At 35.1% G+C, this 26,181-nt stretch carries 25 protein-coding genes and 6 tRNA genes; 5 read left to right on the plus strand and 26 right to left on the minus strand.

What is annotated here, in order from left to right; translation table 11 throughout:
• Positions 1-165: 165 nt before the first annotated feature.
• The 4 genes from J5J03_RS02285 to J5J03_RS02300 all read right to left on the minus strand — a co-directional run bounded on the left by J5J03_RS02285 (position 166) and on the right by J5J03_RS02300 (position 4,970).
• Complete coding sequence (locus J5J03_RS02285) at positions 166-2,058, minus strand: LTA synthase family protein (RefSeq protein ID WP_208585903.1); 1,893 nt, start codon at positions 2,056-2,058, stop codon at positions 166-168.
• Positions 2,059-2,198: 140 nt separating this feature from the next.
• Entirely contained in the window at positions 2,199-3,158 is a 960-nt protein-coding gene (locus tag J5J03_RS02290; protein ID WP_208585904.1) for an ROK family glucokinase, read from the minus strand.
• A 12-nt stretch (positions 3,159-3,170) separates the two neighbouring features.
• Positions 3,171-3,362 (minus strand): YqgQ family protein, encoded by a 192-nt coding sequence (locus J5J03_RS02295; protein WP_208585905.1) that lies wholly within the window; start codon positions 3,360-3,362, stop codon positions 3,171-3,173.
• Between the two features lie 150 nt (positions 3,363-3,512).
• Positions 3,513-4,970, minus strand: a complete 1,458-nt coding sequence (locus J5J03_RS02300; RefSeq protein ID WP_208585906.1) for a spore germination protein — start codon at positions 4,968-4,970, stop codon at positions 3,513-3,515.
• A gap of 106 nt (positions 4,971-5,076) precedes the next feature.
• Here J5J03_RS02300 and J5J03_RS02305 point away from each other — a divergent pair, with 106 nt between their 5' ends.
• Positions 5,077-5,946, plus strand: a complete 870-nt coding sequence (locus J5J03_RS02305; protein ID WP_208585907.1) for a hypothetical protein — start codon at positions 5,077-5,079, stop codon at positions 5,944-5,946.
• 11 nt (positions 5,947-5,957) lie between these two features.
• On the opposite strand, the gene J5J03_RS02310 is transcribed toward J5J03_RS02305, so the two are convergent.
• The 4 genes from J5J03_RS02310 to rpmG form a co-directional block, all read right to left on the minus strand.
• Entirely contained in the window at positions 5,958-7,505 is a 1,548-nt protein-coding gene (locus J5J03_RS02310) for a rhomboid family protein (protein ID WP_208585908.1), read from the minus strand.
• Positions 7,506-7,582: 77 nt separating this feature from the next.
• Positions 7,583-7,759, minus strand: a complete 177-nt coding sequence (locus J5J03_RS02315; RefSeq protein ID WP_208585909.1) for a hypothetical protein — start codon at positions 7,757-7,759, stop codon at positions 7,583-7,585.
• 53 nt (positions 7,760-7,812) lie between these two features.
• Positions 7,813-8,391, minus strand: a complete 579-nt coding sequence (locus J5J03_RS02320; protein WP_208585910.1) for a 5-formyltetrahydrofolate cyclo-ligase — start codon at positions 8,389-8,391, stop codon at positions 7,813-7,815.
• A gap of 88 nt (positions 8,392-8,479) precedes the next feature.
• The gene (gene rpmG, locus J5J03_RS02325; RefSeq protein WP_018933855.1) at positions 8,480-8,629 is read right to left on the minus strand and encodes a 50S ribosomal protein L33; all 150 of its coding nucleotides are present in this window, start codon (positions 8,627-8,629) and stop codon (positions 8,480-8,482) included.
• Positions 8,630-8,869: 240 nt separating this feature from the next.
• On the opposite strand from rpmG, the gene J5J03_RS02330 reads away from it, so the two are divergent.
• The gene (locus J5J03_RS02330; RefSeq protein WP_208585911.1) at positions 8,870-9,217 is read left to right on the plus strand and encodes a hypothetical protein; all 348 of its coding nucleotides are present in this window, start codon (positions 8,870-8,872) and stop codon (positions 9,215-9,217) included.
• A 27-nt stretch (positions 9,218-9,244) separates the two neighbouring features.
• The gene (locus tag J5J03_RS02335) at positions 9,245-9,754 is read left to right on the plus strand and encodes an endolytic transglycosylase MltG (RefSeq protein WP_208585912.1); all 510 of its coding nucleotides are present in this window, start codon (positions 9,245-9,247) and stop codon (positions 9,752-9,754) included.
• A gap of 33 nt (positions 9,755-9,787) precedes the next feature.
• Here the strand turns inward: J5J03_RS02335 and phoU are convergent, their stop codons facing one another.
• The 16 genes from phoU to J5J03_RS02415 form a co-directional block, all read right to left on the minus strand.
• Positions 9,788-10,447 carry a phosphate signaling complex protein PhoU gene (phoU, locus tag J5J03_RS02340; protein WP_208585913.1) on the minus strand — a complete coding sequence of 220 codons (660 nt, stop codon included), beginning with the start codon at positions 10,445-10,447 and terminating at the stop codon, positions 9,788-9,790.
• Positions 10,448-10,496: 49 nt separating this feature from the next.
• Positions 10,497-11,330: a phosphate ABC transporter ATP-binding protein PstB gene (gene pstB / locus J5J03_RS02345; RefSeq protein WP_208585914.1), complete on the minus strand. Its 834-nt coding sequence runs from the start codon at positions 11,328-11,330 to the stop codon at positions 10,497-10,499.
• Between the two features lie 49 nt (positions 11,331-11,379).
• Entirely contained in the window at positions 11,380-12,264 is an 885-nt protein-coding gene (gene pstA, locus J5J03_RS02350) for a phosphate ABC transporter permease PstA (protein ID WP_208585915.1), read from the minus strand.
• Positions 12,264-13,220, minus strand: coding sequence for a phosphate ABC transporter permease subunit PstC (gene pstC, locus J5J03_RS02355; protein WP_208585916.1), 957 nt, complete (start codon positions 13,218-13,220; stop codon positions 12,264-12,266). The genes pstA and pstC overlap by 1 nt, the downstream gene beginning before the upstream one ends.
• Before the next feature lie 105 nt (positions 13,221-13,325).
• Positions 13,326-14,348 (minus strand): PstS family phosphate ABC transporter substrate-binding protein, encoded by a 1,023-nt coding sequence (locus J5J03_RS02360; protein ID WP_208585917.1) that lies wholly within the window; start codon positions 14,346-14,348, stop codon positions 13,326-13,328.
• 471 nt (positions 14,349-14,819) lie between these two features.
• Positions 14,820-16,976, minus strand: coding sequence for a peptidoglycan D,D-transpeptidase FtsI family protein (locus J5J03_RS02365; protein WP_208585918.1), 2,157 nt, complete (start codon positions 16,974-16,976; stop codon positions 14,820-14,822).
• A gap of 181 nt (positions 16,977-17,157) precedes the next feature.
• A complete protein-coding gene (locus tag J5J03_RS02370) occupies positions 17,158-18,396 on the minus strand; it encodes an MFS transporter (RefSeq protein ID WP_208585919.1) in 1,239 nt (412 codons plus the stop codon).
• 230 nt (positions 18,397-18,626) lie between these two features.
• Positions 18,627-19,238, minus strand: a complete 612-nt coding sequence (sodA, locus tag J5J03_RS02375; RefSeq protein WP_208585920.1) for a superoxide dismutase SodA — start codon at positions 19,236-19,238, stop codon at positions 18,627-18,629.
• Between the two features lie 372 nt (positions 19,239-19,610).
• Positions 19,611-19,686 (minus strand) — tRNA-Phe (locus J5J03_RS02380).
• Between the two features lie 35 nt (positions 19,687-19,721).
• Positions 19,722-19,814, minus strand: a tRNA-Ser gene (locus J5J03_RS02385).
• 13 nt (positions 19,815-19,827) lie between these two features.
• Positions 19,828-19,904: transfer RNA gene (locus J5J03_RS02390), tRNA-Ile, on the minus strand.
• Between the two features lie 14 nt (positions 19,905-19,918).
• Positions 19,919-19,994: transfer RNA gene (locus tag J5J03_RS02395), tRNA-His, on the minus strand.
• Positions 19,995-20,009: 15 nt separating this feature from the next.
• Positions 20,010-20,083 (minus strand) — tRNA-Met (locus J5J03_RS02400).
• Between the two features lie 4 nt (positions 20,084-20,087).
• Positions 20,088-20,162: transfer RNA gene (locus tag J5J03_RS02405), tRNA-Asn, on the minus strand.
• A gap of 154 nt (positions 20,163-20,316) precedes the next feature.
• Positions 20,317-21,954 carry a Na/Pi cotransporter family protein gene (locus tag J5J03_RS02410; protein WP_208585921.1) on the minus strand — a complete coding sequence of 546 codons (1,638 nt, stop codon included), beginning with the start codon at positions 21,952-21,954 and terminating at the stop codon, positions 20,317-20,319.
• Positions 21,955-22,380: 426 nt separating this feature from the next.
• Entirely contained in the window at positions 22,381-23,031 is a 651-nt protein-coding gene (locus J5J03_RS02415) for an NfeD family protein (protein ID WP_208585922.1), read from the minus strand.
• Between the two features lie 247 nt (positions 23,032-23,278).
• On the opposite strand from J5J03_RS02415, the gene ispG reads away from it, so the two are divergent.
• Positions 23,279-24,382 carry a flavodoxin-dependent (E)-4-hydroxy-3-methylbut-2-enyl-diphosphate synthase gene (gene ispG, locus J5J03_RS02420; RefSeq protein ID WP_208585923.1) on the plus strand — a complete coding sequence of 368 codons (1,104 nt, stop codon included), beginning with the start codon at positions 23,279-23,281 and terminating at the stop codon, positions 24,380-24,382.
• 42 nt (positions 24,383-24,424) lie between these two features.
• On the opposite strand, the gene J5J03_RS02425 is transcribed toward ispG, so the two are convergent.
• Positions 24,425-24,841, minus strand: coding sequence for a DUF4190 domain-containing protein (locus J5J03_RS02425; RefSeq protein WP_208585924.1), 417 nt, complete (start codon positions 24,839-24,841; stop codon positions 24,425-24,427).
• 85 nt (positions 24,842-24,926) lie between these two features.
• The gene (locus J5J03_RS02430) at positions 24,927-25,634 is read right to left on the minus strand and encodes a lytic transglycosylase domain-containing protein (RefSeq protein ID WP_208585925.1); all 708 of its coding nucleotides are present in this window, start codon (positions 25,632-25,634) and stop codon (positions 24,927-24,929) included.
• 184 nt (positions 25,635-25,818) lie between these two features.
• Here J5J03_RS02430 and J5J03_RS02435 point away from each other — a divergent pair, with 184 nt between their 5' ends.
• Positions 25,819-26,103 carry a DUF2624 family protein gene (locus J5J03_RS02435; protein ID WP_208585926.1) on the plus strand — a complete coding sequence of 95 codons (285 nt, stop codon included), beginning with the start codon at positions 25,819-25,821 and terminating at the stop codon, positions 26,101-26,103.
• The last annotated feature ends 78 nt before the right edge of the window (positions 26,104-26,181 follow it).

The raw sequence follows: 26,181 nt of genomic DNA on the forward strand, positions 1-26,181 counted from the left end.
GAAAGGGAGTGTTTTTCCGCAGCGACGAATGAGCACTCCACTTCAGAAGAATGGAAGAAAGCTCACTAAACAGAGTTTTCACTACTTCGCAGTATGTATAAATTAAGAAAATCAGATCTTATATGTAAAGGGATGAACTTTTATCAGTTCATCCCTTTATTTTACTTATTCATTTTGATTTTCGAAATCATAGAAACGTAATAGGTCTCCGAATATGATTTCATCTGAATAGTTTAACTCTTTTTCTACCTGTTCAACATATGGTTGACACACAGAGTCTTCACCTTCACCAGCTAATTGATTGGTACTATCAATCAATTCACCAGACTCACGGTCATAACATTGGTCTTTCGTATAAACATATTCATCTGTAATAAAACTACCATCACGAAGTGCAATAAAATCTTTTCGCTCTTCATCAAATAGATCTGTACCAAATGATAAATCACTACCATCATCAATACCTAATAGATTCATAATAGTAGGTTTTACATCAATTTGACCGGCAATCTTAGAAATAACTTCTCCATCTTGCCCAGGAATATGAACATAGAATGGAACTCGTTGTAATTGAACATGAAGATAATCTGTATACTCATCTTCATCTAAATATTGAATCATCGCTTTCTTGTGAAAATCACTTATACCATAATGGTCACCCATCAAAATAATAATGGAATCTTCATATATCCCTGCTTCTTTCAAATAATTAAAATATTCTTCTACAGCTTCATCCATATATCTAACTGTTTGAAAATAATTATTTAACGTATTTGAATTAGAATCATACGGGTCGATGGTAGCATCTTCTTCATCTAAATCGAACGGATAATGATTCGTTAACGTGATAAATTTAGAATAATATGGTTCTTCCATCTGCTCCATATATTTTATCGACTGTTTAAAGAAATCCTTATCTTTTAAGCCCCAGCCGACAGAGTTTTCATCTGTGATTTCATATGCATTTTCATCATAAAAATGATCATAGCCAATATTGTCATACATCACGTCACGATTCCAGAAGCTTTTATTATTTGCATGAAAAACAGCTGAATTATATCCATTCTCACCCAGTATTTCAGGTAATGAATGATAATCGTTCTGAGCATGAGTAAAGTATACTGCACCTCTTGGCGAAGGATATAACGAATTCTCAATCAGAAATTCAGAATCTGATGTTTTTCCTTGTTCTGTTTGATGATAGAAGTTCTCAAAATAATAACTTTCATCAATCAAACTATTCAAAAATGGTGTTACTTCTTCACCGTGAAGTGTATTATTGATGACAAAACTTTGCAAAGACTCTAGTGATAGGAAAATTACATTTTTATCCTCAGCAATACCATGTAATTCTTCGTTACCATCTGTAGTTGTCTCATTTTTAATATAATCGGAAATTTCGGTTAATTCATTCCCATCAGCAAATACTCGTTGTGCTTTCGATTTGGAATGCAATACAGCATCATAAACATGATAAGGAAATATACCGATATTTTTAACTAAATATTCACGGTCAAACGTTCTTTGTAATAATTGTGGACGTTCTGCCTCAGCTAATGCATAGTTACCAATTAAGAACAAAATGGACAACGCAAATGCCATTCTTTTATATCGCTTGGTAAATGATGCTGTTAATTCAGATCCGTACTTCTTCGCCAGAATCCAAACAATAATAACATCAGAGAATAAAGCAACATCCCAAAACTTTATTAAACCCAGTACACTACTACCAAGGTCAGCGGCATTACTTCCTTGGAATAATAAAGGTATGGTTATAAAATCTGAAAAGTTACGATAAAAAACGATATTAAAATACAGTATCAAAGAACCTAATAGTATACCATATTTAATATATTTCAATTGTCTTCTTTGATTAAAGAAAATACTTAATACAAAGATAAAAAAAGCAATTACAAAAGGATTAATAAACAAAATAAACTCTTGCATCATATTTTCTAACGAGATATCAAATACAAATCGATATACGATATAAGTTTTCAATCCAAATAATAATGCTGCGATTATATACAAAGGCATTTGCAGCTTTTTACTAAACATTTCATATCCTCCTCAAAATGATTCAACCCTATTTCTATTTTTCTATTTCTCTATTATAGACGATAAACATCACATAAAAGTTTCACAAATCTTAAAATAAGTTACAATTAATTTACATTATTCATATAATACTATAATTGTTAACTATTTTGTAACACTAAGTACGCACCACCATAAACACCGGCATCATTACCTAGTTGTGCGATAACAATTTCACACGCTTCATTTGTTCGTGGTAATGTGTATTTTTCAAAAGCTTCTTTTAAAGGTTCCAACAATACATTTCCTGCTTTAGAAACCCCACCACCAATGACAATTTTCGCTGGATTAACAGTAATGGCTACAGTAGCGAGAGAAAACCCAAGTACATCCAGAACATGTGCTAATAACGCCTGACTATCTTTGTCTCCTTCAGCAGCCGTCTCGAATACGTCTTTTGTGGTAATCTCTCCGCTTTTATCTTTCCGTCTTTTTAATGCATTAGCCTTACCTTCAGCTATTAATTCTTCAGCTTGTCTGACAATCCCAGTTGCAGATGTTACAGTTTCCAGACAGCCTTTTCTCCCACAATTACATGCTGCACCATCTTTTTCAACAGTTATATGTCCAATTTCAGCACCAGTACCATTTGCACCACTTACAATCTGTCCGTTTGCAATGATACCTCCCCCGACACCAGTACCTAATGTCACTGCTAACATATTTTCTACTTGGTTGCCTGAACCTTTCCAGTTCTCACCTAATGCCGCGATATTAGCATCATTGTCGACATATACGTTTAAACCAGATAATTCTTCCAGAATATCTTTTAAATAAAAATTTTTCCAGCCAATATTGACTGCTATAGCTACTTTACCCGTTTCCGGCTCAATGAAACCAGGAGCACCTACCCCCAATCCTGCACAACGTTCTTTCGTTAAATTTAATTCAGAAAGTTTATTTTCGATAGATAGCCAAATATCCCTTGGAACATTTTCCCCTTGGTTAGCCAAATCTGTTGGTATTTCCCATTTCGTAATCAGTTCGCCTTGATTGGTAATAATCGCATTCTTTACTGTTGTCCCTCCAATGTCAATGCCAATAAGTAAATCCTTCTCCATTTTTTCCACCCTTTATTTTATTTTTTCTTTTTCTTGTGTGATGATGATTTTTGCTTGAAGAAACTGCTCTTTTGTGATCATTTTCACTTGATACAGTTCGTTAATTTCTTCTTCCATGAGTTCTAAGTCAGCTAAACGATCACCTATATAGATGATCGTTCCAAATTTTAATAATAATTTTCTTAAATCATAGATACTATCCATTCGCTATCACCTAAATTATTATAACAAAGACAAATCTAAAAAGGAATAAAAAACTTTTTATTATAGTGCTAGTCATCTGTAACCCCTCACTTTAAGCTTTAAATATCACAAAAAAGTTTAGAGGGAGTTAACAGACGCTACTTTCTTCATTTATTTTCGATCCGGATCTTGTGGATTTAGAAAGGATGGTCGTTTGTGATCATTCGGTACAGGCTGACGAATTAAAACATGAAGAAAAGCTTTTGCATCAAAGGGCATAAACGGCCAGAAATAACCAATATAGAATGTCTTCAAGTTAGCCAGATATAATATATAACACGTTATTCCTATAATAAACCCTTTCAAACCAAAAATTGCCGTAATGATGAGTAGAAAAATTCTTGTGACACGGTTAGCTAGGCTTAATTCATAACTTGGTGTTGCAAAAGTACCCATGACCACCGCTGCAACATATAATACGACTTCATTTGAAAACCAGCCTACTTCAACTGCTATCTGGCCAATTATAATAGCAGATACTAATCCTAATGCCGTAGCAAGAGCAGATGGTGTATGTATGGCGGCCATCCGCAATACATCAATTCCGATTTCAGCTACTAAAAATTGAACGATTAATGGTATTAACCCTACGTCTTTAGGTCCAATAAACGCTAATTCTTCAGGAAGTAACCCCATCTCAGTTGACAATAAATAATAGAGCGGTAATAAAAATATAGATGCGAAAATAGCAATAAACCGTGCCATTCGTAAATAAACACCGATAAGCGGTTTCTGACGATATTCTTCTGCATGTTGTAAATGATGCCAAAAAGTTGCCGGTGTGATCATGACACTTGGAGAACCATCGATGATAACTAAAATATGTCCTTCATATAAATGTTCAGAAGCTGTATCCGGTCGTTCCGTATATCTGATGGTCGGGTACGGGCTCCACATTTTACCACTCAAATACTCTTCAATCGTTTTCTCGGCCATTGGCAGACCATCCGTATCGATCCTATCAAGATGTTGCTTTAACTTTTCCACCCTTCGCGGATCAGCAATATCTTCTAAATAACAAATACAGATATCTGTCTTTGACCTGCGACCTATCGATGTATATTCCATTCTTAAAGATCGATCTCTTACTTTCCTTCTTGTTAAAGCAGTGTTGAAAACAATTGTCTCTACATACCCATCTCTGGAACCTCTAACAACTCTTTCCAGATCGGGTTCTTCAGGTCCTCTGACGGGGTATGTTCTGGCATCAATCAATATGATTCGATCAAGTCCTTCTACTACTAATGCAGTTGGGCCAGCCAATACCATCTCAGCTGCTTTATGTAAGTCCTTCTCTACATCAACTTCTACATATGGAATATATCGTTTAATTAATTTTTCTAGTGTATCCTCCTCTAAATCCTTTTCTTCGAGCTCTGCTAAAAACCACATTATACGGTGTAACATTTCATCTTTCACTAAGCCATCAATTAAAAACAAAGCCATTTTCTTTCGCGCATACTCTACATCCATGTGAATGAGGTCAAAGCTTTTATCTATCTCTAAATAATCATGTATATATTGAACATTTTTATCATAGTTATGGTACAAACGTTTCTCTTGTTCCATGCTCATTCCCTCTTTCTCTATCACTGTTTATCTATAGTGTTCTCTATATGGTTAGTTTAATGCGGGATGATTTTGGACAAGTTGAAATTCATAAATGAGGGATATCATGATTAAATCGAGAAAATTACATATCATTACATGTTTATTAATGATGTTGGCTTTGATACTTTTATTATTATCACAACGTTCAACCGAAGAAACCATTAAGTATTTTCCACCTGATTCCGCTATTTCATTTTCAACTATTAACACGAATTTAAAACTGTTGACAGAAACCGGGAATGATCAGTATATGATAAAATGGACGGCAAATAGTAGTTTAGATAAAGAAATATACCTTAGACAAGATGTTTCACTTTTATATATGGATGGACGTTTGAAAGGGATGAAAGGATTGTGGAAGGAATCTGCGAAAAATATTGAATTAGAAGAAGTTTTTGAAGAAAGCGATAGCAGTCATTTTCAAGCGATCAGTTTTCATCATGGAGAAATACACTACCCAAATGATGAAATAAAAAGTATTCAACAAATGTCTAATGATCATTTATATGTAATCGACTCTCCTCATACAGCATTGGAATCATTTAAAGAACCTCATTCACACATGCAACAGGAGTGGAAGGAAACCATTGATAATACTACATCTCAACAGTTACAATTTGCGTGGAAAGAATGGATAGATATAGCCAATATTGAAATAAATAATTATCATTTATACCCTTTAACAAGTATTATTCAATTACAAGAACAACCTATTAGTGGGTTAACTCAAGAACAAACAGATCGGATTGTTGGACAACTTTGGGAAGGGCTATATAAAAATTATATTTTACCTATTGCTAATCAATCCAAAACCAATCAGCAAATCATGCCTCTTGTTTTAATCGACAAAAACAATGATCATTTAATTGTACTGTTCAAAGATGAAACGAATCAACTCGAAACACTATATCAACAATTATCTGTGCAGAACTAAAGAGCAGAAAATTAATTTTCTGCTCTTTTCAATTCCTGGTATAAAGCTTGATAACTACTTTCTTCATTGTTCAAATCTAACAATTGCTCCGCAGCTTGTAAGGCTTTATCGTATTCATTTTCCTGTTGGTACAGTAAAGCTAAATTGTACCATGCTTCTTCAAAATCAGGTTTATGTTCCACTGCGGTTTCTAAGTCGCTTTTAGCTAAATCAAGTGACTCTAAATAAATGTTAGCAAAGGCACGATAAAAGTGTAATTCCGCTTCTAATTCGTCGGCATATGGTAAAGTTCTAGTCACAATCTCCATTACTTCCTCATATTGTTTATCTTCTAACAATTGCTGAACGCGCTGAATTTGCAATGTTTCATCAAATTGAACATCCTCATTTGTTAAACCATATGCCAAAAGACCGAACACATAAAAAACATAGATCACAACGGCAATAAGCTGTTGCATAAATGCTTTTGTCTTTGGCAGCATGACAATACCGGAAGCAATAAACCCTCCAACCAAACCACCAATGTGAGCGCCATTATCAACTTGAGGCATACTAAAACCAAAAATGATATTTAAAATAACAATAAAGATGACATTTGTTCCCATTGTCTGGAAGAACACCCTGGGATTTTTCAAACCAAAGTAAAGCAGTGCCCCAAACAAACCAAATAATGCCCCCGATGCCCCGGCAGCAATACTTGGATTTAGCGCAAAGCTTGCCATTCCACCTGCAATACCGGCAAGGAAATAAACAATGACAAACCGAATACTTCCATAAATTCTTTCTACCAGTGTACCGATAAAATATAAAGCAAGCATATTCAAGGCTAAATGAAATATTCCAATATGTAAAAACATCGACGTAATAATACGCCACCACTCACCATCCATCATAGCTACATTATACTTGGCGCCATATTGAATGAGGGTTTCGGGGTTTGTTGATCCTCCACGATACTCCAACAGTAAAAAAATAATAATATTAATCGCTAATATTAGATAAGAAAGCCGCGGTTTCCCTCTATTAAAAAGAGCTAGGATTTCTTTTTCAGCATTTTTGTGTATGTGTTGAATTTGATGTTTTAATTTTACTGTTTGATATTCTAATTCGAAAAGATTGTCAGGTATCGAAAAAGTTAACGGATGATGTAATTGAGCTTTCTGAAAAAAATGTACTAACACTTCATCTCGATCTTGACCACACAAATAAACAAATGATCTATCAATTTTATTAACGGATGATTCTCTGTTCATGAGATTACTCCAACTATCAACAGGTTCATATTCAACGATAAAAACATGATGAAATGAAATGGTTTGTTTAAATAGCGGTAGTTGGATATTTTGTACAACATTTTTCTCAATTTGTTGTACAGACTCTTCTACGTCCCTATTCCAATCAAATTGCTTCAATGATACTCTCACGATATCTACATTTCTTTTATTTGTCTTCCATAACAAATACTCTTCTTGATTAGAGGAAGTTGTTAAGAGTTCGAATTCCTCTTGTTCCATTAAATGGAGCACTAGTTTATTTTGAACAAATTGATTCTTGATCAACATATCTACACCTGCCTTAGTACTATTCCAATCATACCATGAATAATAGCAGTTAGAATAATAATAAGGATGTAGAGCTATTTAAACATGGAACCTATCATTTTATTACGGATAAACGGGATATTCATGGCTATTCGCACACCCCATTTTCTTAATAATGGAACATTTATTACCAACCTGGAGATACTGTTACGAAATAGATATACAGTTGTTCCTATTGCCGTCAAAAAGAAAAAAACTTTTGATACTTTCATACATATTCACTCCTACTGTTTGTTATCAAAAGTTTTTTCTTTTTTAGCATTTTTTATGTATGTTTACAGTAAATTTTACCGAAATTAGATATGAGAATATCGACTGGCTTATCATGCTTTTCATAGTTTATAGTATCCACAATCTGAAAATCCGCCGCAAGCGATACAGTAGTACCTGTATAGTCTTGTAAATAGCGATCATAGAAGCCACCACCATACCCAATTCGCAAACCACTCTTACTAAATACGATACCTGGGACAATCATAAGATCTATAAAGTTTTTTTCCATAATAGTTGCGTTAGATGGAATAGGTTCCCATATATCAGCCCAGACATTTTCTAACTCGTCCCCATCTTGATAGCAGTGAAACGTCATTGAATGGTCTTTAAGATTAGATTTTGGGATTGCTATTCTCTTTCCTTGTCGCCACGCTTTATGGATTAATTGTTCAGTGTCCCATTCCAAACCTTTTGAAATCGTTATACCTATCGTGTGAGCCTGGTGCCATACATCTGTCTGTAGTAATTTCGTATGGATAGATCGTTCGATTAACTGCCTATTCATTATTTGCTGCCATTGCTTTAGTATCTTTTTTCGTTGCTGTTCTTTTACAAAAAATAATTTGTCCATTCACAAGCACCGCCTCCATCAACTACTTGGTATATCTATATAAGAAAAACTCCTACCAATCGTGGTAAGAGTTCCTCCGCTCATTTCATTATTTTGTTTCACGGTGTAACGTGTGTCGTTTCAAGCGTGGGCTATATTTTTTAAGCTCTAAACGCTCAGGATGTTTACGTTTATTTTTAGTCGTAATATAGTTACGGTCACCTGTTTCAGTACAAGCTAAAGTAATATTAACGCGCATGGTTTTCCCTCCAAACTAAATCATACATCATTCTTTTCAATATCGAATCATTACCTAAAATATAATAGCAAAAACCAGCGATAATTTCAAGTATATGTTTTATTGTATTCTTAAATATGGTATAACTATATATGTAGATAAGGTGAGCGTTCTATTCACTGCGGTTATACCGACTGAAAGTTAGCGAAACTTATCATTAGTTTAGCAATCGTCATAATGGTCAAAATTAGGAGGAAAGTTATGTTATATGCAACAATAGCTACAGTAATTATTATAGCCGTCATATTATGGATTGTATCATTTTTTATGCAAGATAAATTTAAACAACTAGAAGATCAATTTGAGCAGTTCTCCATTTCATCTTTACAAGAAACGTATCAACTTAAAAAGAAGATTAATATTCTAGAAGAAGAGTTATTGATTGATGATTTATCAGTTGAACAAACAATAAGTCCTGCAAGTACTCAACAAACACCAACTGTTAGAAAAGTACAAGAATTATATCAACGTGGACATGATACAGATGACATAGCAGAACAACTTAATATCAATGAATATGACGTCATTTCAATGATTAAACAATTTTAAACTAGCCTAAAAGAATGAGGGATAACTTTGAAGCAAATCATTAGAGCCTTTTCTCTTGGATTATTAGTTGCAGCTGTCATAATCGGAGTTACATATTATGTAGAAAAGCCTGAACAAGCTCAATCTACTTCTTCTCCTACGATTGATGATTCTATTAAACTAGTAGAAGATGATGGGTATTATGTATATGAAGAAAATTTAGAATCAAAGGTAAGTCAATTAGAGCAAGAAATAGAAGAATTACAGCAAAACACGAATAATGATCCAGAAGAACCAACAGATGAATTAGGTGAACAAACGGAAGAAGCTGAAGAAGAAGGCGAAGAAACAACGATCACAATTGAATCAGGTATGACCATGCCAGAAATTGTGGCATTACTAGATGAAAATGAACTAATTGTAGATGAAAATGCATTTATATCATATTTGGAAGAAAATGAGCTAACTCGATATATTCAAATCGGCGAATTCAATCTACATCGTGGAATGTCGGTGGAAGAATTAACGAACATTATAACGAGACAAACAGAGGAGTAGATTATAAATCTACTCCTCTTTCTTCATGTTAGTTTAGTTGTTTAAGTCTAATGATTCACCCTTTACCAGATACATGACGTCTTCACCAATATTTGTTGCGTGATCACCAATGCGTTCTACATATCTGCCGCTGAATGCCATTTGCATAATATGCTGAATTTTTTGAGGATTTGTTGCCGTTTCTTCCAATAACTCACGTAACATAGTGGAATACATATTATCAACAACATCATCCAATTCAGCTAATTTCCTTGCTAAAGTAATATCTTCATTTTCATATGACAGAATTGCTAAATCGATCATTTCTACTGCTATTAATTTCATTTCCTGAATAGAAGGGTGTACTTCTATTCCGTGATCCTTGCCTAAATGAATAGTGGATTTCGCCACATTTTTTGCATTATCAGCCATTCGCTCTAGATCATTGGAAATTCGAAGAGCAACAACTAATCTACGTAAATCTGTTGCAACAGGTTGTTGTCTTGCAATTAGTACAATCGCTTCTTCATTAATTTTCCTGTCTAACTGATCGAGCTCTTTATCATTTTGAATTATTTGTTCTGCTTGTGAAACATCTGCTCGATATAAAGCATCAATTGCTGAATTAAGTTGTTCTTTTGTTCGTTTCGCTAATTCAATGATTAGTTCTTCTACATGTTGCAACTCACCTTGGAAAGCCTCTCTACCTACCATCATGTACTCCCTTTCCTATCAATTTCTTGTAATATAAATATTCAGCTTATTAACCAAAACGACCAGTAATATAATCTTCCGTACGTTTATCTTTTGGATTTGAAAAAAGTTGATCTGTTTCCGAAAACTCCACTACTTCACCATTTAACATAAAAACAGTTCTATCAGAAATTCTTGCAGCTTGTTGCATATTGTGAGTAACAATAATTATTGTATAATTTTGCTTTAATTCCTTAATTAATTCTTCGATTTTTAATGTGGAAATAGGGTCTAAAGCTGATGTAGGCTCATCCATTAGAATAACATCTGGTTCTATCGCTAAACATCGAGCTATACAGACTCTTTGCTGTTGACCTCCCGAAAGTCCATATGCATTCTCGTTTAAACGATCTTTTACTTCATCCCAAATGGCTGCTCCACGTAGACTTTTTTCCACAATATCATCTAATAATGCTTTCTTTTTAATCCCATGAATTTTAGGTCCGTACGCTACATTCTCATAAATAGATTTCGGAAAAGGATTAGGCTTTTGAAAAACCATTCCTACTCGTGTTCGCAGGTCTTCTACATTCATTGATTTATCTAAAATATTGTTTCCTTTATAAGCAATCGAACCTGTAGTACTTACACCTGGTACAAGTTCAACCATACGATTTAATGTTTTAATATAGGTTGATTTACCGCAACCTGAAGGCCCGATAATTGCGGTAACTTCATTTTCCTTCATCTCCAAATTAATATCTTTGAGTGCATGGTTTTCAGAGTACCATAAGTTTAAATTTTTTGTATCGTAAACAACACGTTTTTGTGTTGTATTATTTTCAGTAGTTGTATGATCATTACTTACTTCGATCTGAACTTTATTATCAGTAGCCATATTCATTTTCCACTCCTTAACTATGGTCTTGTTGCATGATTGAACTGAATAACTGTTAATATCTCTGTTGATACTTATTACGAATAATAATCGCAACAGAATTTAAAATAAACAAGATTAGTAATAATACAATGATCGTTGCTGCAGCTAAGTTTGCATATTCAGCAACTAATGATGCATCAATAGTCCAATAATATATTTGCATCGGTAGTGCAGTGAATGTATCAAATAAACCGTTTGGAAAAGGAATCAATAATGCCGGGATCCCCAAAACTGTTAAAGGTGCTGTTTCTCCAATTGCACGCGAAAGTGAAAGAATCGAGCCAGTTAGTATACTAGGTATTGCCGCCGGTAAAATGATTCTTCGAATGGTCTGCCACTTAGTAGCACCCATTCCATAAGAAGCCTCAGATAAATGACCTGGTACTGCTCTTAATGCTTCCTGAGCAGATACAATAAGAATCGGTAAAACTAGTAAAGCTAAAGTTAATCCACCTGCTAATACCACATTCCCGAAATCCATCAAGCGGACAAATACTGTTAAACCTAATAACCCATAAACAATCGAAGGTACACCAGCTAGATTAGAAATATTCGTCTCAATAAATGACCGGATAGTACCTTTTTTGGAATATAACTCCAGGTAAATTGCTGTACCAACCCCGATAATGAGTGTGACAGGAATAACAACTAACATTACCCATACGGTACCAAGAATAGCCCCCATAATACCTGCTCTATCAGCATTTGTCGATAGTCGTCCGGTGATGAAATCTAAATCGATCCATGATGCCCCTTGAAATAATACACGAGCTATTAATATAACAAGTACTACTAGTCCAAATAGAGTAGAGAGGAAAAATATAGATTTCCAAATACTATTTTTTCTTACACGTGCGTTCATTTTGTTATTTTCGTGTAATGCTTCTAGGTTTTCCATTAATATTCCTCCCTAAATTTACGAGAGATATATTTCGCAAGTAAATTCATAATTAGCGTAAATGCAAATAATGTTAATGCAACAGCATATAAGCTGTAGTATAAAGTAGAACCTGCAGGAGCTTCCCCACCAGAAACTTCCACGATATATGCTGTCATTGTTTGCATGGATTGTGTCAAATCAAAAGTGAAGTTTTTCGAACTACCACTTGCTATTGTTACGATCATTGTTTCTCCAATTGCTCTTGAAATAGCTAATACAAAGGACGCCATTATTCCAGAAAAAGCTGCTGGAATAACTACTTTAATAGTTGTTTCTAACTTAGTTGTTCCCATCGCAAGAGATCCTTCACGAATTCCATTAGGAACAGATGTCATGGCGTCTTCGGATAGGGATGCAATCATTGGAATGATCATAACCCCCATTACAATTCCAGGACTTAAAATATTGGTAGCCTCAACCTGTGGCCAAATGCTACGAATTAAAGGTGTTACAAATGTGAATGCAAAAAAACCATAAACAATTGTTGGAATACCTGCCAATACTTCTAACAATGGTTTTAATATTCTTCTCACTTTATCTGAAGCATATTCACTTAAATAAATAGCTGACATGATACCAATTGGGCCTGCAACAAGGATTGCGATAAGAGACGAAAAAATAGTCCCATTCAACAAAGGTAAAATTCCAAATTCAGGATTTTGACTAAGTGGCTTTAATTCCGTTCCAGTAAAGAAATCTAATATCGGAACTTCCATAAAGAAATGTACTGCTTGGCTGATTAGTGTATATAAAATTCCGATTGTTGTCAGAACCGTAATTGATGCTAGCAAGAAAAGAATGGCAGGAACTAACTTTTCCATATAATTGTTTATACTTTTCTTTTTCTTGTTTTCAGCAATCAATTCACTGACATTGACAGCACTGTTAAACTTTGATTCGCTGTTCGTTGCCATTTCTTGGAGCACTCCTTCTTTAACTCACAATAAGATGAGAGCACAGATGCCCCCATCTTATTGAAGCCATTATATTGAAAAATAATGTTACATACTAATTCACGATTATTGGATAGCCTGAACTTCCTCTAGTATTGCTTGCTGTTCTTCATCTGGAATTGGCGCAAATCCAGTTTCACCAGCAAACTCATTAATACTCTCAGCTACATAAACTGCATAGTCATGAACTTGAGGTTTTTCTTTAGCATTATCAACATTTAAATAGGTGAACACTGGACGAGTATAGTCTGCATAAGGACCTTCTTCTCCAATAGTATCAAGTGAAGGAACAACAGCGCCGTCTCCAAAATCAATTCCGACAGCCTGTACTTGGTCTTGATTATTGTCATAATAACCAAAGCCAAAGAATCCAATTCCGTTTACATCCTCAGAGATAAGCGTCACTAGAGTAGAATATTCTTGTTGTAAGTCAATTCCTTCTACTAGGTCTTGTTCTTCTAAGATTTCTTCATAGAAGAATTCATACGTACCGTGGTTCTCGTTTGGACCATATGTTTGAATTTCTTCATCTGGCCACTCAGAGTTAATTTCAGACCAATTTGTTACATTTCCTAAGAAAATATCTTGAACTTGTTCTGCAGTAAGCTCTGTAGCCCAGTCATTTTCTGGATTAGTTACAATCGTTAAACCGTCTAATGCAACTTTAATTTCCATTACTTCCATACCAAGTTCATCTGCTTTAGCTTTTTCTTCATCTTTAATTGGACGAGAAGCATCATTGAAATCTGTACCTTCTTCAACTAAAAACTTTTCGAAACCAGCACTACTACCTGCTCGCCCTACTTCAACTGATACATTTGGTTGTTCATTAAGCATATACTCTTCTGCTAATCTTGACATTAATGGGTACACAGTACCTGAACCATCAATTGCAACAGTTCCTTCTAATTCGTCTGAAGCTTCTGTTTCTTCTTCATTAGAAGTTTCTTCAGCTCCGTCCTCTGTTTCACTTGCATTTGCTTCTTCACTGTTGTCTGTTTCTTCTTCTGAATCACTTCCACATGCAGCTAATAGCCCAATTGTAAGTACAGCTATTAAAGCTAACAACATGATTTTGAACTTGCTCATTTTTTGCTTCCCCCTATATAGACGATGTGATTTAGAAGCTTGTCAATTAAGCTTCTATTACATCATAACTCACAACTATTAATCTACTATTAACTAATTGTAAAGAGATTGTAAATTCGACATTTTTATTGAAATTGAGACGAAAGGACAATAGAACTCAATTGATTGACAATTTGAGAGCTAACTTATTTCATATACTTTTAGCAGATACTCTATGCTTATAGTTAAGCAACGTAATTTATATTTGTTCAATTGAATTTTTACTTAGATTTACTAAGGATGTAATTGGAAATTGTCTTTCTCATTGTATTTTCCTTTTCAGTTGTTCCTTCACCCCCTCTCGTAACTATCATGTCATTACATTTGACTACAATCTCTAAGGAAAATTATATTGTTCACTCAGAAACTAGCTGTTCTGGAATATGCTCCCATACATAAAAAACCGGAACTAGATTACTAGTTCCGGTTTTTTTATTCATCCTCTTGTTCATCATTTTCTAATTGTTCTTGTTTCTCTTCGTCACTTTTTTCTTTGAATTCATAGTAAGTTTCGATAATCCTACTACCTATAGCATGATGAACATTATGTCTGCCGGTTTTTGTTCCATTTTCAGGAACGATGACCGCAAAGGCGACCTCTGGATTTTCAGTAGGACTATAGCCTACTAATGATAAATTATTAGTCTCCGCTACTTGTACGGGATCACCATCAATAATTTCATACTTTGGTTTCTGAGCTGTACCTGTCTTTCCAGCTACTTCATAAGGGAAGTTAGCCCATTCAGTTGTTGTAGCAGTACCATCAGTAAATACACGTCTAAATCCTTCTTGCACTCGTTCTATATATTTATCGTCCATACCAACACGATTTAACACTTCCGGACTAAAGGATTCAATCACTTTACCCGGTGTACCATTTTCATTACTAGGTTCTCGGATTTCTTTAACGAGACGCGGCTTCATTCTATAGCCATCATTCGCAATAGTTGAAACATACTGTGCTAACTGTAAAGTGGTGTACGTATCATATTGCCCAATCGATAGGTGAAGCAAATTCCCCTGAGCAGGATCAGTACCTGTTACACCAGTTGCTTCAAATGGTAAATCAATACCAGTTTTCACACCTAAACCAAATTGACTGTAATAATTTCTCATCGTCCCAAAAGCACTGTAGTCAAAGTTATATAACGGCTCCTCATAACGATAAGTAGCTCCTGCTATTTTCATTGCAATTCTTGCCATATATACGTTGGAGGATTCTTGAATTGCATACACATCGGAAATACTTGGCCCTAAGTCTCTGTGAGATTTAAATGCTGGTGTTGACTTAATTTTAATAACTCCATCAGCCATATGTGTTCCAATATCAATCACACCTTCTTGATAACCAGCCAATACTGTCGCACCTTTAATCGAAGACCCTGGTTCATGTGAATCATAAATAGTTCTATACGCCTGGTTCAAGTATTCATCCTCGTCCTCATCATAACGAAATCCTGACATAGCTAATATATCGCCTGTTTGTGGATTCATCACAACTGCTAAAGCATCTTTCAAATAGCCAGTATTGTTATTAGGATTATTTATAGCAGTACGAAGCTCTTCTTGTACTATTTTGTCAACCGCTGCCTGAAACTCCATATCTACTGAAAGAATAAGGTCCTTTCCTCTTTGGCCTTCGACAACAACTTCAGAATTGACCACATTTCCACTCGTGTCTGTTGTATACTGAACTTTTTCTTTTCTTCCTCTAAGTACGTGCTCATATTGTTCTTCTAAACCACTTGTTCCTACGCGATCGTTCCAAGTATAACCATTCGATAAATAATAATCACTATTCTCACGAGGTATCCCTTCATCAGATGTAGTTAAGTTTCCAATGAACGAACTTAACGTTTCCTCATAGAGTCGTTCTCTATCCCAATCTATGACTGCATCTATTCCTGGTAAGTCATGTAAGTGTTCTGACACTTTGGCATATTCCTCATCTGTTAAGCCTTCATTGACTACCACATGTGGAGATAGTTCGTAGGCTGCATCCAATTCTTTCTTAATCGCAATAACATTCTTTACTTCTGATGTCCAATCAATTTCGTCTAAGTGTTTTTGCGTAATGGCGTCAAGTTCAGCCTGATATTGCTCACCAGTATCAAGATTTTCTCTTTCTTCATCTGATAGAAGGTCAATAACTTCTTTTCTATTTTTTATATACCAGTATTCTTTCTTGTCTCGTTCTCGAACTGCGTCATCAAGCTCTTTTTCATCTTTTATTATTGTGATATATTTCGCCAACTCTTCAGCTAGTTTAAGTCGAGCTTCAGCTGATTCACCATTTTTGGGAGGTGTATAGGTAATCGACTTGACCGTTTTATTATCTAATATCAGATCAAAATCGCTGTCATACAGTTTACCTCTAGGTACTGGTTTTTCAGAGGGCGTATTCTCTGTTTGATTAATCTGCCGTTGTGCCTCCTCCCCGTTAAGTATCTGCACAACACCTAGTTGCACAATCAACAGGGAAAAGACAAGAAATACACTTAAAAACAATATATTTAATCGAAAAGGCAGTTGCGCCTTTTTCTTTTTTGATTTATTTTTCTTTTTTTTAAATTCCAGATGCTGATTCATCCTCATTCCCCCTAATGACAAACATCTCATATATTATAACATGATATCCATACCTTTACTATTCATTTAACAGTATAAATTGAGACTGCCAGCAGTAGGGGGATATCCTGCTCTGCTGTAACTAATTAGGAATCAGCGCACCTGCTCCAGCCACTTAACTTCTTTGAAATATTTGGGTGTGCTACGTACGGTTAACACCATGATAAATAGATGAATCTGTTTGGTGAACAAAATAATAAGCAAATAAATTACCTCCTCCAATCGTCAATAAGAGAATCGGTATCATGACTCTTGGGTCAACAAGAGAAACACTGACAATAAAAATCAATATCGCAGAGACCCTTCCAATATTTACAAACAACTCCCTTATAATGATGTATTCTACCCTTAAATCTTTTGCCCCTTTTGCCTTACCAATGATATCGTACGTCAATGATATGAAAGGAACATTATAGAGCGGGTACGCAATCCCTACAATGATTCCATAAACAAGTAACATCCCATAACCAGTCTGAAAAACAAATAGACCAACAGCTACATACAATAGAAATCCACCAAGTAAAATCGCTTGTTTTCGATATTCCACTTTTAATATTTTCGTTACCAGATAATAACTAATAAACGAACATAGAGAAAGAGTTAAATTGAAACCACCTAATGCAAATTCACTATTCGTTGCAATGTATACCCAAATAGCCACAACAAATATAAATAAACCTTCTCTTAACCCTTGAAAAATATGTGCATATAAAATATTGCGCCAGTTTCGATTGGATTTTCTCTCCCATGCAACCTGTTTAAAGAAGAATTTTCCCGTTGCTTTTCGTTTCTTTAGGAAAAACGAACATACTACTGCAATTAGAAATAAAAAAAAGGATATAAAGAAAATCAAACTATATCCTTGGAAATTATCCAGCCTTGTGATTATATAACCCGCTGAGATGGGACCGATCATACCACCTAATGATTGTAAAGTTCCTAGAATTCCGTTAAAAAAATCCCTTGTCTCTGGCTCCGTAACTTCGAACGTTAACACATTAAATGCTAACCAGTAGAAACCATAACCTATCCCTAGAATCGCACCTAATAAATAAGGAAAACGTGAAGCATTGTCACCTGCTAATAATACAGTCACATAGAAAATGGATAAAAAAATAACTCCTGTTCTAATAATAATGGTTCTATCCACTTTCTTCGCAAACTTTCCGGCAACAACAAACGATATTGGTTGCAGGATATAAACAAACAAATTGTATATAGCAATATCAATATAATCCCCAGATTGTTTCCATAAAAAGATATTAACAAAAGTATTGGATAAAAATGTTGCAATGGCGTATAAGCCGCCAATTGTTAATAATAACTTTAAATCTTTACTATTCGGCATTCTTTTTTTCGTTCTTTTCACGGTTTCGCTCATCATTTACACCTCACTACGATCTAACCTTTATTTTGGTCTAGAAAGTAGCAGATATACATTTAATCAATTGAAGATATTTTTATCAATCTTATTCACCAAATATGGTGTGTGCCATTTATCAAGCGGTAGAAATAAAAGGAAAAAAGGACAACACTCTAAAAATTCGCCAGATTTCTAACATTATAAAGGGGCTATAGTATTAAACCATAGCCCCTACTTGTTTTATTTTATTATTTCGCTTCATTATATAAACTAGCTACTTTATCCCAATCCACTACATTCCAAAATGCAGCAATATAGTCAGGACGTCTGTTTTGATATTTGAGATAGTACGCATGCTCCCAAACATCTAAGCCTAAAATAGGTGTTTTACCTTCAGAAATAGGAGTATCTTGGTTAGGCGTACTAGTGATTTCAAGATTACCATTGTTTACAACTAACCATGCCCAACCTGAACCAAAGCGGCCAGCACCTGCTGCAGCAAATTCTTCTTTAAACTTGTCAAAGCTTCCAAATGTAGAATTAATGGCATCTGCTAATTCCCCTGTTGGTTCACCACCACCACTCGGCGAAAGCAATGTCCAGAACAAGCTATGGTTAGCATGTCCTCCACCATTGTTTCTTACCGCGGTACGAATGTTCTCCGGAACAGCATCTAGATTTGCTAAGATCTCTTCGATAGATTTGTTGGCTAAATCATCATGACCTTCTAGTGCAGCGTTTAATTTAGTTACATAAGTATTGTGGTGTTTGGTGTGATGAATGTTCATTGTCTCCTTATCAATATGTGGCTCTAATGCATCATATCCATAAGGTAAATCTGGTAATGTAAAGTTTGCCATGTTTTATTCCTCCTATTTTTAAATTAGAAAGTATTAAAATCTCTCTACGACAAATGGTATCAAAATAATAAAATAAAAAGCAAATATTTAGCATTTAAATTGGAAAGGTTGACCATAAACCATTCCAAGAAATATTAGATAAAGTGAGACTATGATTAGTGAGTTAAATGCCTACTGATCACTAGCCTAAATTTTTCAGGTTGTTAGTGTCTGTCTTTTTTCCCTAAACTTATCCTTGTGTTATCTGAAGTTGGAAGTGGGCGTCTTACAGAAGATTAGCACCGTGATAAATGATACTTTGTACATTCATTGTCGTGAATTTTATGTTTTTTAACATACAAAAAAACAAGCTCTTCCTTTAGCTTGTTGAAATGGTGGCTCGGGACGGAATCGAACCGCCGACACACGGATTTTCAGTCCGTTGCTCTACCGACTGAGCTACCGAGCCAAACGATATGTTGGTTTTCTGCGAAAGATTATGTATGGCGGAGGAGGAGGGATTCGAACCCCCGCGGGCCGTGAAGCCCCTGGCGGTTTTCAAGACCGCTCCCTTCAGCCGGACTTGGGTACTCCTCCGCAATAGAGTAAATGGTGGACCCTGCAGGATTCGAACCTGCGACCGATCGGTTATGAGCCGATAGCTCTAACCAACTGAGCTAAGGGTCCTCTTTTTCTTAAAATGGGGCGACCGGTGGGGATCGAACCCACGCATGTCGGAACCACAATCCGATGTGTTAACCACTTCACCACGATCGCCATCGTTACTTTTAATAGCGGCGGAGGGAATCGAACCCCCGACCTCACGGGTATGAACCGTACGCTCTAGCCAGCTGAGCTACACCGCCATAATGGCTCCACAGGTAGGATTCGAACCTACGACCGATCGGTTAACAGCCGATTGCTCTACCACTGAGCTACTGTGGAATAAGATTATGTAATCACTGAAGCGACATTTAATACTGTATCATAGCAGAATGTTTTCGTCAATAGTTTTTTCTGTTTTTTTCGAGGGGAAATTCTGAAATAAGATAGAAATAGGTGAAAGTAGCAATCATGGCTACTTTCACCTTGGTGATATTTAGTGTTTTTGTCTTTCGTCTAAAACTTCATCTGCTATATTGACAGCATGGTCACCGATACGCTCTAGGTTACTGATAATATCAGCAAATACTATGCCAGCCGTTCCTGTACACGCTCCTTCATTTAGACGAATAATGTGTTTTTTGCGATACTTTCTTTCCATTTTATCAATTTCATTTTCTTTCTGTACAACATTTAATGCTGCTTCTCTATCCATCTTTTCTAATGCTATAACAGCCTCTTTCACTGTACTTATCGTTAAATCAAACATATTATTAAGATCAATCATGCCTTGTTCGGTGATATCAACTTTATTAGAAATTTTATAATTAACTAATTCAATAATATTCTCAAAGTGATCTCCAATCCTTTCGATATCACGAACTGAATTCATAAGCGCGGAATGCTCATTTCTCTCAGTTTCTGAAAAATTTGTTGCAGACAATTCAACAAGATAAGATGTAATTTCTCTATCTAGATTATTTAGAGCACCTTCAATTTGTAAGGCCAAATCTGAATTTTTATTGTTTTGTTTATTTAGATACAAGCTAGTTTCTTCCAAACCCTTTGTAGCATATTCACCCATTCGAATAACTTCTGCTTTTGCTTGATCTAAAGCTACAGATGGTGATTGAACTATAAATATTGGATCGAGATGTTTTGGTTTATATTCTACTTCTACATCTTCGCCAGGAATAATTTTGGTAACAATCAATGCTAAAACACCTATAAATGGAAATTGAATTAAGGTATTTAATACATTGAAAATACCATGAGCATAAGCGATAGTCATTGCAGGATTTAAATCCATGATACCTTGTATATATTCGATGAACATACTATAAAAGTTAATAAATATTATAATTACTGTTGCACCAAGCACATTAAAAATAACATGAGTCAGTGCGGCACGTTTAGCAGCAACGGTAGCTCCAATTGAAGCTAGTACTGCTGTAATGGTTGTACCAATGTTATCCCCAAATAGAACAGGTAAAGCTGCCTTTAATTCAATTGCTCCCTCAAGCATCAAACTTTGTAAAATACCAATGGTGGCACTTGAACTTTGAACAATAACTGTAAATACGGTACCGATTATCACACCGAGAATTGGGGTATTTGACATACTAACAGTTAAATCATGAAAAGCTTCTACCTCTCGTAATGGTTTTAGACCTGAACTCATTAATTCTAAACCAAAGAATAGCGAACCAAAACCAAAAATAGCAATACCTATATTTGTGATCTTAATATTTTTCACAAAAAATATAAGCAATGCACCAAGACCCATAATCGGTAGTGCATATGCACCAAGGTCAAAACCAATGATAAATGCTGTTACAGTAGTACCAATATTGGCTCCCATGATAACTCCAATTGATTGTCGCAAAGTCATAAATCCAGCGTTTACCAAACCAACTGTTAATACAGTAGTACCAGAACTAGACTGAATTAAAATAGTAACAATAATCCCGGCTAAAACACCCATAAAAGGATTACTAGTAAATTTGTCAAGAATATCACGCAAGCGATCACCAGCTGATTTTTGTAAACCCTCTCCCATATACTTAATCCCTAGAAGAAAAATACCTAAACCAGCAATAAATTCGAAAATCATAGCTTGTACATTTACATCCAACAGTGTTCATCCCTTCTCACAAAAACTTTGTCTTTCTTTAGTATGACCAATGTGTCGAAAGTATTGCCTTCTATCCCGTTTATTTTCTATATTTAAAGTAGCAACGACAAAATTAGACAAACCTCCTACGCACACCACCTCATTATTAATTATTTATTAAGGGTTTGTAAAGTAATTTTTTTAAAATTTACAAAACCTTAACAAACAATTTCATTATAACAACATTCGGACATAATAATAGTCCTTTTGACAAAATTTTTGATCTTTTTGTAGAAAAGCTTATTTTTCAGAAAAAGTTGCATTACGATTTCTTGAATATGTAAATTTAGGTTAGCTTACTTCTACTTGTTCCGCTATGAAAAATCGAAGCAAATCGTTAGACATTCGCTTACATATTGTAAAATACAATAAAAAAAAGCCTGCTTCTTACTCAGCAGACTTATCTTTTATCTTTTTATCCTTTACAAGTATCCTTGTTCCATCCACCTCTACGATTTCAACTTCGGTATCTTTGGTAATCCATTTTCCTTCCGTAATAGCACTATATTCCTTCTTACCAATTAATACCGTACCTATCGGTCTCATATCTGTTGTTGTTATTCCCGTTTCACCCACTAACTCTTTATATGATTGATTAATACTTGAATAACCCGCTTCATCTGTCAGCTGATCAAACAATGTAATTTTTGTCCACATCTGACGCTTCTTAAAAACCTTTAAGAAGCCTAAGGAACTGATGGCACCAATAAATACACCCATAATTGCATACAAGCCAGCAGACATGTTCGGAGCGGTAAATCCAACGGATACGATCATACAAACAAGACCTATTACTGCCAAGGTGCCATCATTAACAACCTTACCATCAATAACCATCAGCATTAAGCCGAAGAAATAAATAATGATCATTATAAAAAACATACCGGGATCTAAAAATGAAGCAAAATAAATAGTGATAAATCCTAAACCTAAAACACTGAAAATGCCTTTTGCATTGACGAGTAGTTCACCAATAAGAAAAAGTGTTGCTAAAGCAACGATGACAAAGCTCATCCAATCTGCAGTTATTGTAAACATTTGCTCACCCCAAATCGTTTTTTTATCTATCATAACATACGGAAAAAAGTGCTCATTAGTTTCAATTTATTATTTTTTCACGAAGAATAAGGTTTGATACTTCTCTTTTCTTATTTTAACCTTTATAATGGACAATGGTAATAAATTTTCTGCCACTGATTATATTTAATTAATAAATGCTAACAGTGATTTACCATTTTATATGCATGAAATTTTGGGAAACTGAATTAAAGGAGCGATTTTATTTATGGCTTTAATACATCGGAAAGATACACGACCTGTAAAAGTGGGAAATGTGATGGTTGGCGGAAAGGATGAAGTAGTCATTCAATCCATGACAACTACTAAAACACACGATGTCGAAGCAACTGTTAAAGAAATTGAACGGCTTGAAGAGGCTGGCTGTCAAGTGGTGCGTGTAGCTTGTCCTGACGAACGTGCAGCCAATGCAATTCCTGAAATAAAAAAAAGAATCAACATTCCACTAGTAGTTGATATTCACTTTAATTATAAACTAGCGCTAAAAGCAATTGAAGGTGGCGCAGACAAAATTCGTATTAATCCTGGTAATATTGGAAAAAGAGATAAAGTGGAAGCAGTAGTAAATGCTGCTAAGGAGAAAGGTATTCCAATTCGAATTGGAGTCAACGCAGGTTCTCTTGAACGCCATATTTTAGAAAAATACGGTTATCCTACCGCTGATGGTATGGTTGAAAGTGCACTTCATCATATTAAAATTCTAGAAGAGTTAGACTTTCATGATATTGTTGTGTCCTTAAAGGCTTCAGATGTTAAATTAGCAATTGAAGCGTATGAAAAAGCAGCAGAAGTTATTCCATATCCCTTACATTTAGGAATCACAGAATCTGGAACTCTTTTCGCAGGCAGTATTAAAAGTGCCGCTGGTATGGGGGCCATTCTAAGTAAAGGGATCGGAAGCACCATGCGTATTTCGTTAAGTGCGGATCCGGTAGAAGAAGTCAAAGTTGCTAAAGAGTTACTAAAATCATTTGGTTTAGCTTCAAATGCAGCAACATTAATTTCTTGCCCTACTTGTGGACGTATTGAAATTGATCTCATTAAGATTGCTAATGAAGTGGAGGAATACATTTCAACCATTAAAGCACCTATCAAAGTTGCTGTGCTTGGATGTGCTGTAAATGGACCAGGAGAAGCACGTGAAGCAGATATTGGTATCGCAGGCGCTCGTGGCGAAGGTTTATTATTCCGTCACGGTGAAATTATTCGAAAAGTACCGGAAGAAACAATGGTAGAAGAATTAAAAGTAGAAGTAGATAAAATTGCTGAAGAATACATCCAAAAACAAAAAGAAGAAGTACAAGAAATATAAGATTACACAAAAGGCAAGCCATAAACGGCTTGCCTTTGTTATTTATAACGGTATAAATATCAGCGAAATTAATATGGAAACTATCGCTGTTACGATAGCCGCATTTCCTAGCGTATTGGCTCCTTGTTGTCTGGAAATAAACCCTAAGACAATGCCACCAATTGCCAGCAAAAGCGGCCAAACAAAAAAGGAAGCTAAGGCTAAAACTAAACCAGCCCAACCCCATGCAGTGTTAACATCTGATTGCATTTCTGTTTCTTGCTCTTCAGATTCTACAGGGCGATTAAATTCATTTGCTGATAACTCAGCAGAAGTTTCTGCTTCCCTTTTATATGCCTCATCTACTGCATACAACTCATCTGTAGCTACAAATTGTTTAGATTGAGGTGTTTCATCGATACGTCCGTTATCGATTTTAGGAGCTTTCTCAACTTGTTGGTCATTCTGATGCTCTGGCATACTGTATACCCTCCCTTTCTTTTAGAGGTACATTTTTAGTATGCCTTTTTTCTTTTTACTGTTACGTGGTAAATTCTACTTTCCATTACGGTGCATATGCAACAAACTCTTTGTATTTTTGGGCATTCTTTTGAATCCGTGTCGCATATTGACTATTAGCATGACCGTTTTTCAGCTTATACTGCTCTAAGCCTGCCATACCACGATGATAGGCTGTCAATGTTTCATCCCAATTGTCATATTGATCATATAAATAATCAATATAAACTAAAGATAATTTAATCGCATAATACGGATCAAATAAAAGTTCATCTTTATAAGGAATATCGGCCATATCTGCTATCCATGGTGCAGTATTTTTCATAAACTGTGCCATACCGTATGCATGCCCATATTTTGTTTCCGGACCAACTAATTCAGGATCAAAACTGTTACCTGTCTCAATTTTTAACAGTTCATAAACAATAAATGGGTCGATACCATACGTTTTAGCTTCTTTCACTAAATATATCGCCCATGGTCTAAGAAACTTCCCTTCACTTTCCTCCACCATGACCTCTGCTATTTCGAAATATTTCGGCCATGTTTCATGAGTTAATTCAACTTCTTTTTGATTAGCTTGGGTTAAAATATATTGAGCTTGTGATTCCATATTTTGCAACTCTTGCTCTAATTCAACCTTATCTTTCTTTAGTGCTTGCATTTCTGATTTATATGAATTTATTTGATAATAGCTCCAACCAATAAGCACCAAAGTAAATACAATGCTAACCCATTGTATCTTTTTTGACATGTAAAAACACACTCCTTTGTTTTCCATTCATTTGTGCATGTTGTAGTTTTAATCTACAGCGCTATATGTTAGCGAAAAATGTCGATTAATGCAAACAATTTACACTCTACTCTTATTACCCATATGCACAAAAATGAAACATTATTGCATAAAATAATGAAACGATAATAAAGGAGTTTTTGATATGAACGGTTTAACCAAACATATTATGCTTAGTAAATTGAGGAAAATCAGCGCAAAAGAAATAACAGAATATGCAAAGAAATATCATATTTCTATTACAGAAGACCAAGCAAGATTAATATCCAGTCATTTAAAAAGTAGCAGTTATGATCCGACAAATGCCGAAGATCGAGCACAAATGCTGAGAAAACTTGCACAAATCACAGATATAAAAACAGCTAAAGCTTGTCAGCAACTATTTTATAAGCTAATTAAGGAATTTGGAGTAGAAGATTATTTCAAATAAATAATTAGAAAAGCAACTAATGAAAAAACTCTGCCATCTTTCATCAAATGGCAGAGTTTTTTACAACTGGAATAAACG

Origin of the sequence: Gracilibacillus suaedae (genome assembly GCF_017599345.1) — a bacterium.
Lineage (GTDB): Bacteria > Bacillota > Bacilli > Bacillales > Amphibacillaceae > Gracilibacillus > Gracilibacillus suaedae.

What these genes read in the sequence shown, in the direction of transcription:
- J5J03_RS02285 (WP_208585903.1), bottom strand. Translation starts at nt 2,058, where the DNA reads ATGTTTAGTAAAAAGCTGCAAATGCCTTTGTATATAATCGCAGCATTA.
- J5J03_RS02290 (WP_208585904.1), bottom strand. Translation starts at nt 3,158, where the DNA reads ATGGAGAAGGATTTACTTATTGGCATTGACATTGGAGGGACAACAGTA.
- J5J03_RS02295 (WP_208585905.1), bottom strand. Translation starts at nt 3,362, where the DNA reads ATGGATAGTATCTATGATTTAAGAAAATTATTATTAAAATTTGGAACG.
- J5J03_RS02300 (WP_208585906.1), bottom strand. Translation starts at nt 4,970, where the DNA reads ATGGAACAAGAGAAACGTTTGTACCATAACTATGATAAAAATGTTCAA.
- J5J03_RS02305 (WP_208585907.1), top strand. Translation starts at nt 5,077, where the DNA reads ATGATTAAATCGAGAAAATTACATATCATTACATGTTTATTAATGATG.
- J5J03_RS02315 (WP_208585909.1), bottom strand. Translation starts at nt 7,759, where the DNA reads ATGAAAGTATCAAAAGTTTTTTTCTTTTTGACGGCAATAGGAACAACT.
- J5J03_RS02320 (WP_208585910.1), bottom strand. Translation starts at nt 8,391, where the DNA reads ATGGACAAATTATTTTTTGTAAAAGAACAGCAACGAAAAAAGATACTA.
- rpmG (WP_018933855.1), bottom strand. Translation starts at nt 8,629, where the DNA reads ATGCGCGTTAATATTACTTTAGCTTGTACTGAAACAGGTGACCGTAAC.
- J5J03_RS02330 (WP_208585911.1), top strand. Translation starts at nt 8,870, where the DNA reads ATGTTATATGCAACAATAGCTACAGTAATTATTATAGCCGTCATATTA.
- phoU (WP_208585913.1), bottom strand. Translation starts at nt 10,447, where the DNA reads ATGGTAGGTAGAGAGGCTTTCCAAGGTGAGTTGCAACATGTAGAAGAA.
- pstB (WP_208585914.1), bottom strand. Translation starts at nt 11,330, where the DNA reads ATGAATATGGCTACTGATAATAAAGTTCAGATCGAAGTAAGTAATGAT.
- pstA (WP_208585915.1), bottom strand. Translation starts at nt 12,264, where the DNA reads ATGGAAAACCTAGAAGCATTACACGAAAATAACAAAATGAACGCACGT.
- pstC (WP_208585916.1), bottom strand. Translation starts at nt 13,220, where the DNA reads ATGGCAACGAACAGCGAATCAAAGTTTAACAGTGCTGTCAATGTCAGT.
- J5J03_RS02360 (WP_208585917.1), bottom strand. Translation starts at nt 14,348, where the DNA reads ATGAGCAAGTTCAAAATCATGTTGTTAGCTTTAATAGCTGTACTTACA.
- J5J03_RS02365 (WP_208585918.1), bottom strand. Translation starts at nt 16,976, where the DNA reads ATGAATCAGCATCTGGAATTTAAAAAAAAGAAAAATAAATCAAAAAAG.
- J5J03_RS02370 (WP_208585919.1), bottom strand. Translation starts at nt 18,396, where the DNA reads ATGAGCGAAACCGTGAAAAGAACGAAAAAAAGAATGCCGAATAGTAAA.
- sodA (WP_208585920.1), bottom strand. Translation starts at nt 19,238, where the DNA reads ATGGCAAACTTTACATTACCAGATTTACCTTATGGATATGATGCATTA.
- J5J03_RS02415 (WP_208585922.1), bottom strand. Translation starts at nt 23,031, where the DNA reads ATGTTTACAATAACTGCAGATTGGATGAGCTTTGTCATCGTTGCTTTA.
- ispG (WP_208585923.1), top strand. Translation starts at nt 23,279, where the DNA reads ATGGCTTTAATACATCGGAAAGATACACGACCTGTAAAAGTGGGAAAT.
- J5J03_RS02425 (WP_208585924.1), bottom strand. Translation starts at nt 24,841, where the DNA reads ATGCCAGAGCATCAGAATGACCAACAAGTTGAGAAAGCTCCTAAAATC.
- J5J03_RS02430 (WP_208585925.1), bottom strand. Translation starts at nt 25,634, where the DNA reads ATGTCAAAAAAGATACAATGGGTTAGCATTGTATTTACTTTGGTGCTT.
- J5J03_RS02435 (WP_208585926.1), top strand. Translation starts at nt 25,819, where the DNA reads ATGAACGGTTTAACCAAACATATTATGCTTAGTAAATTGAGGAAAATC.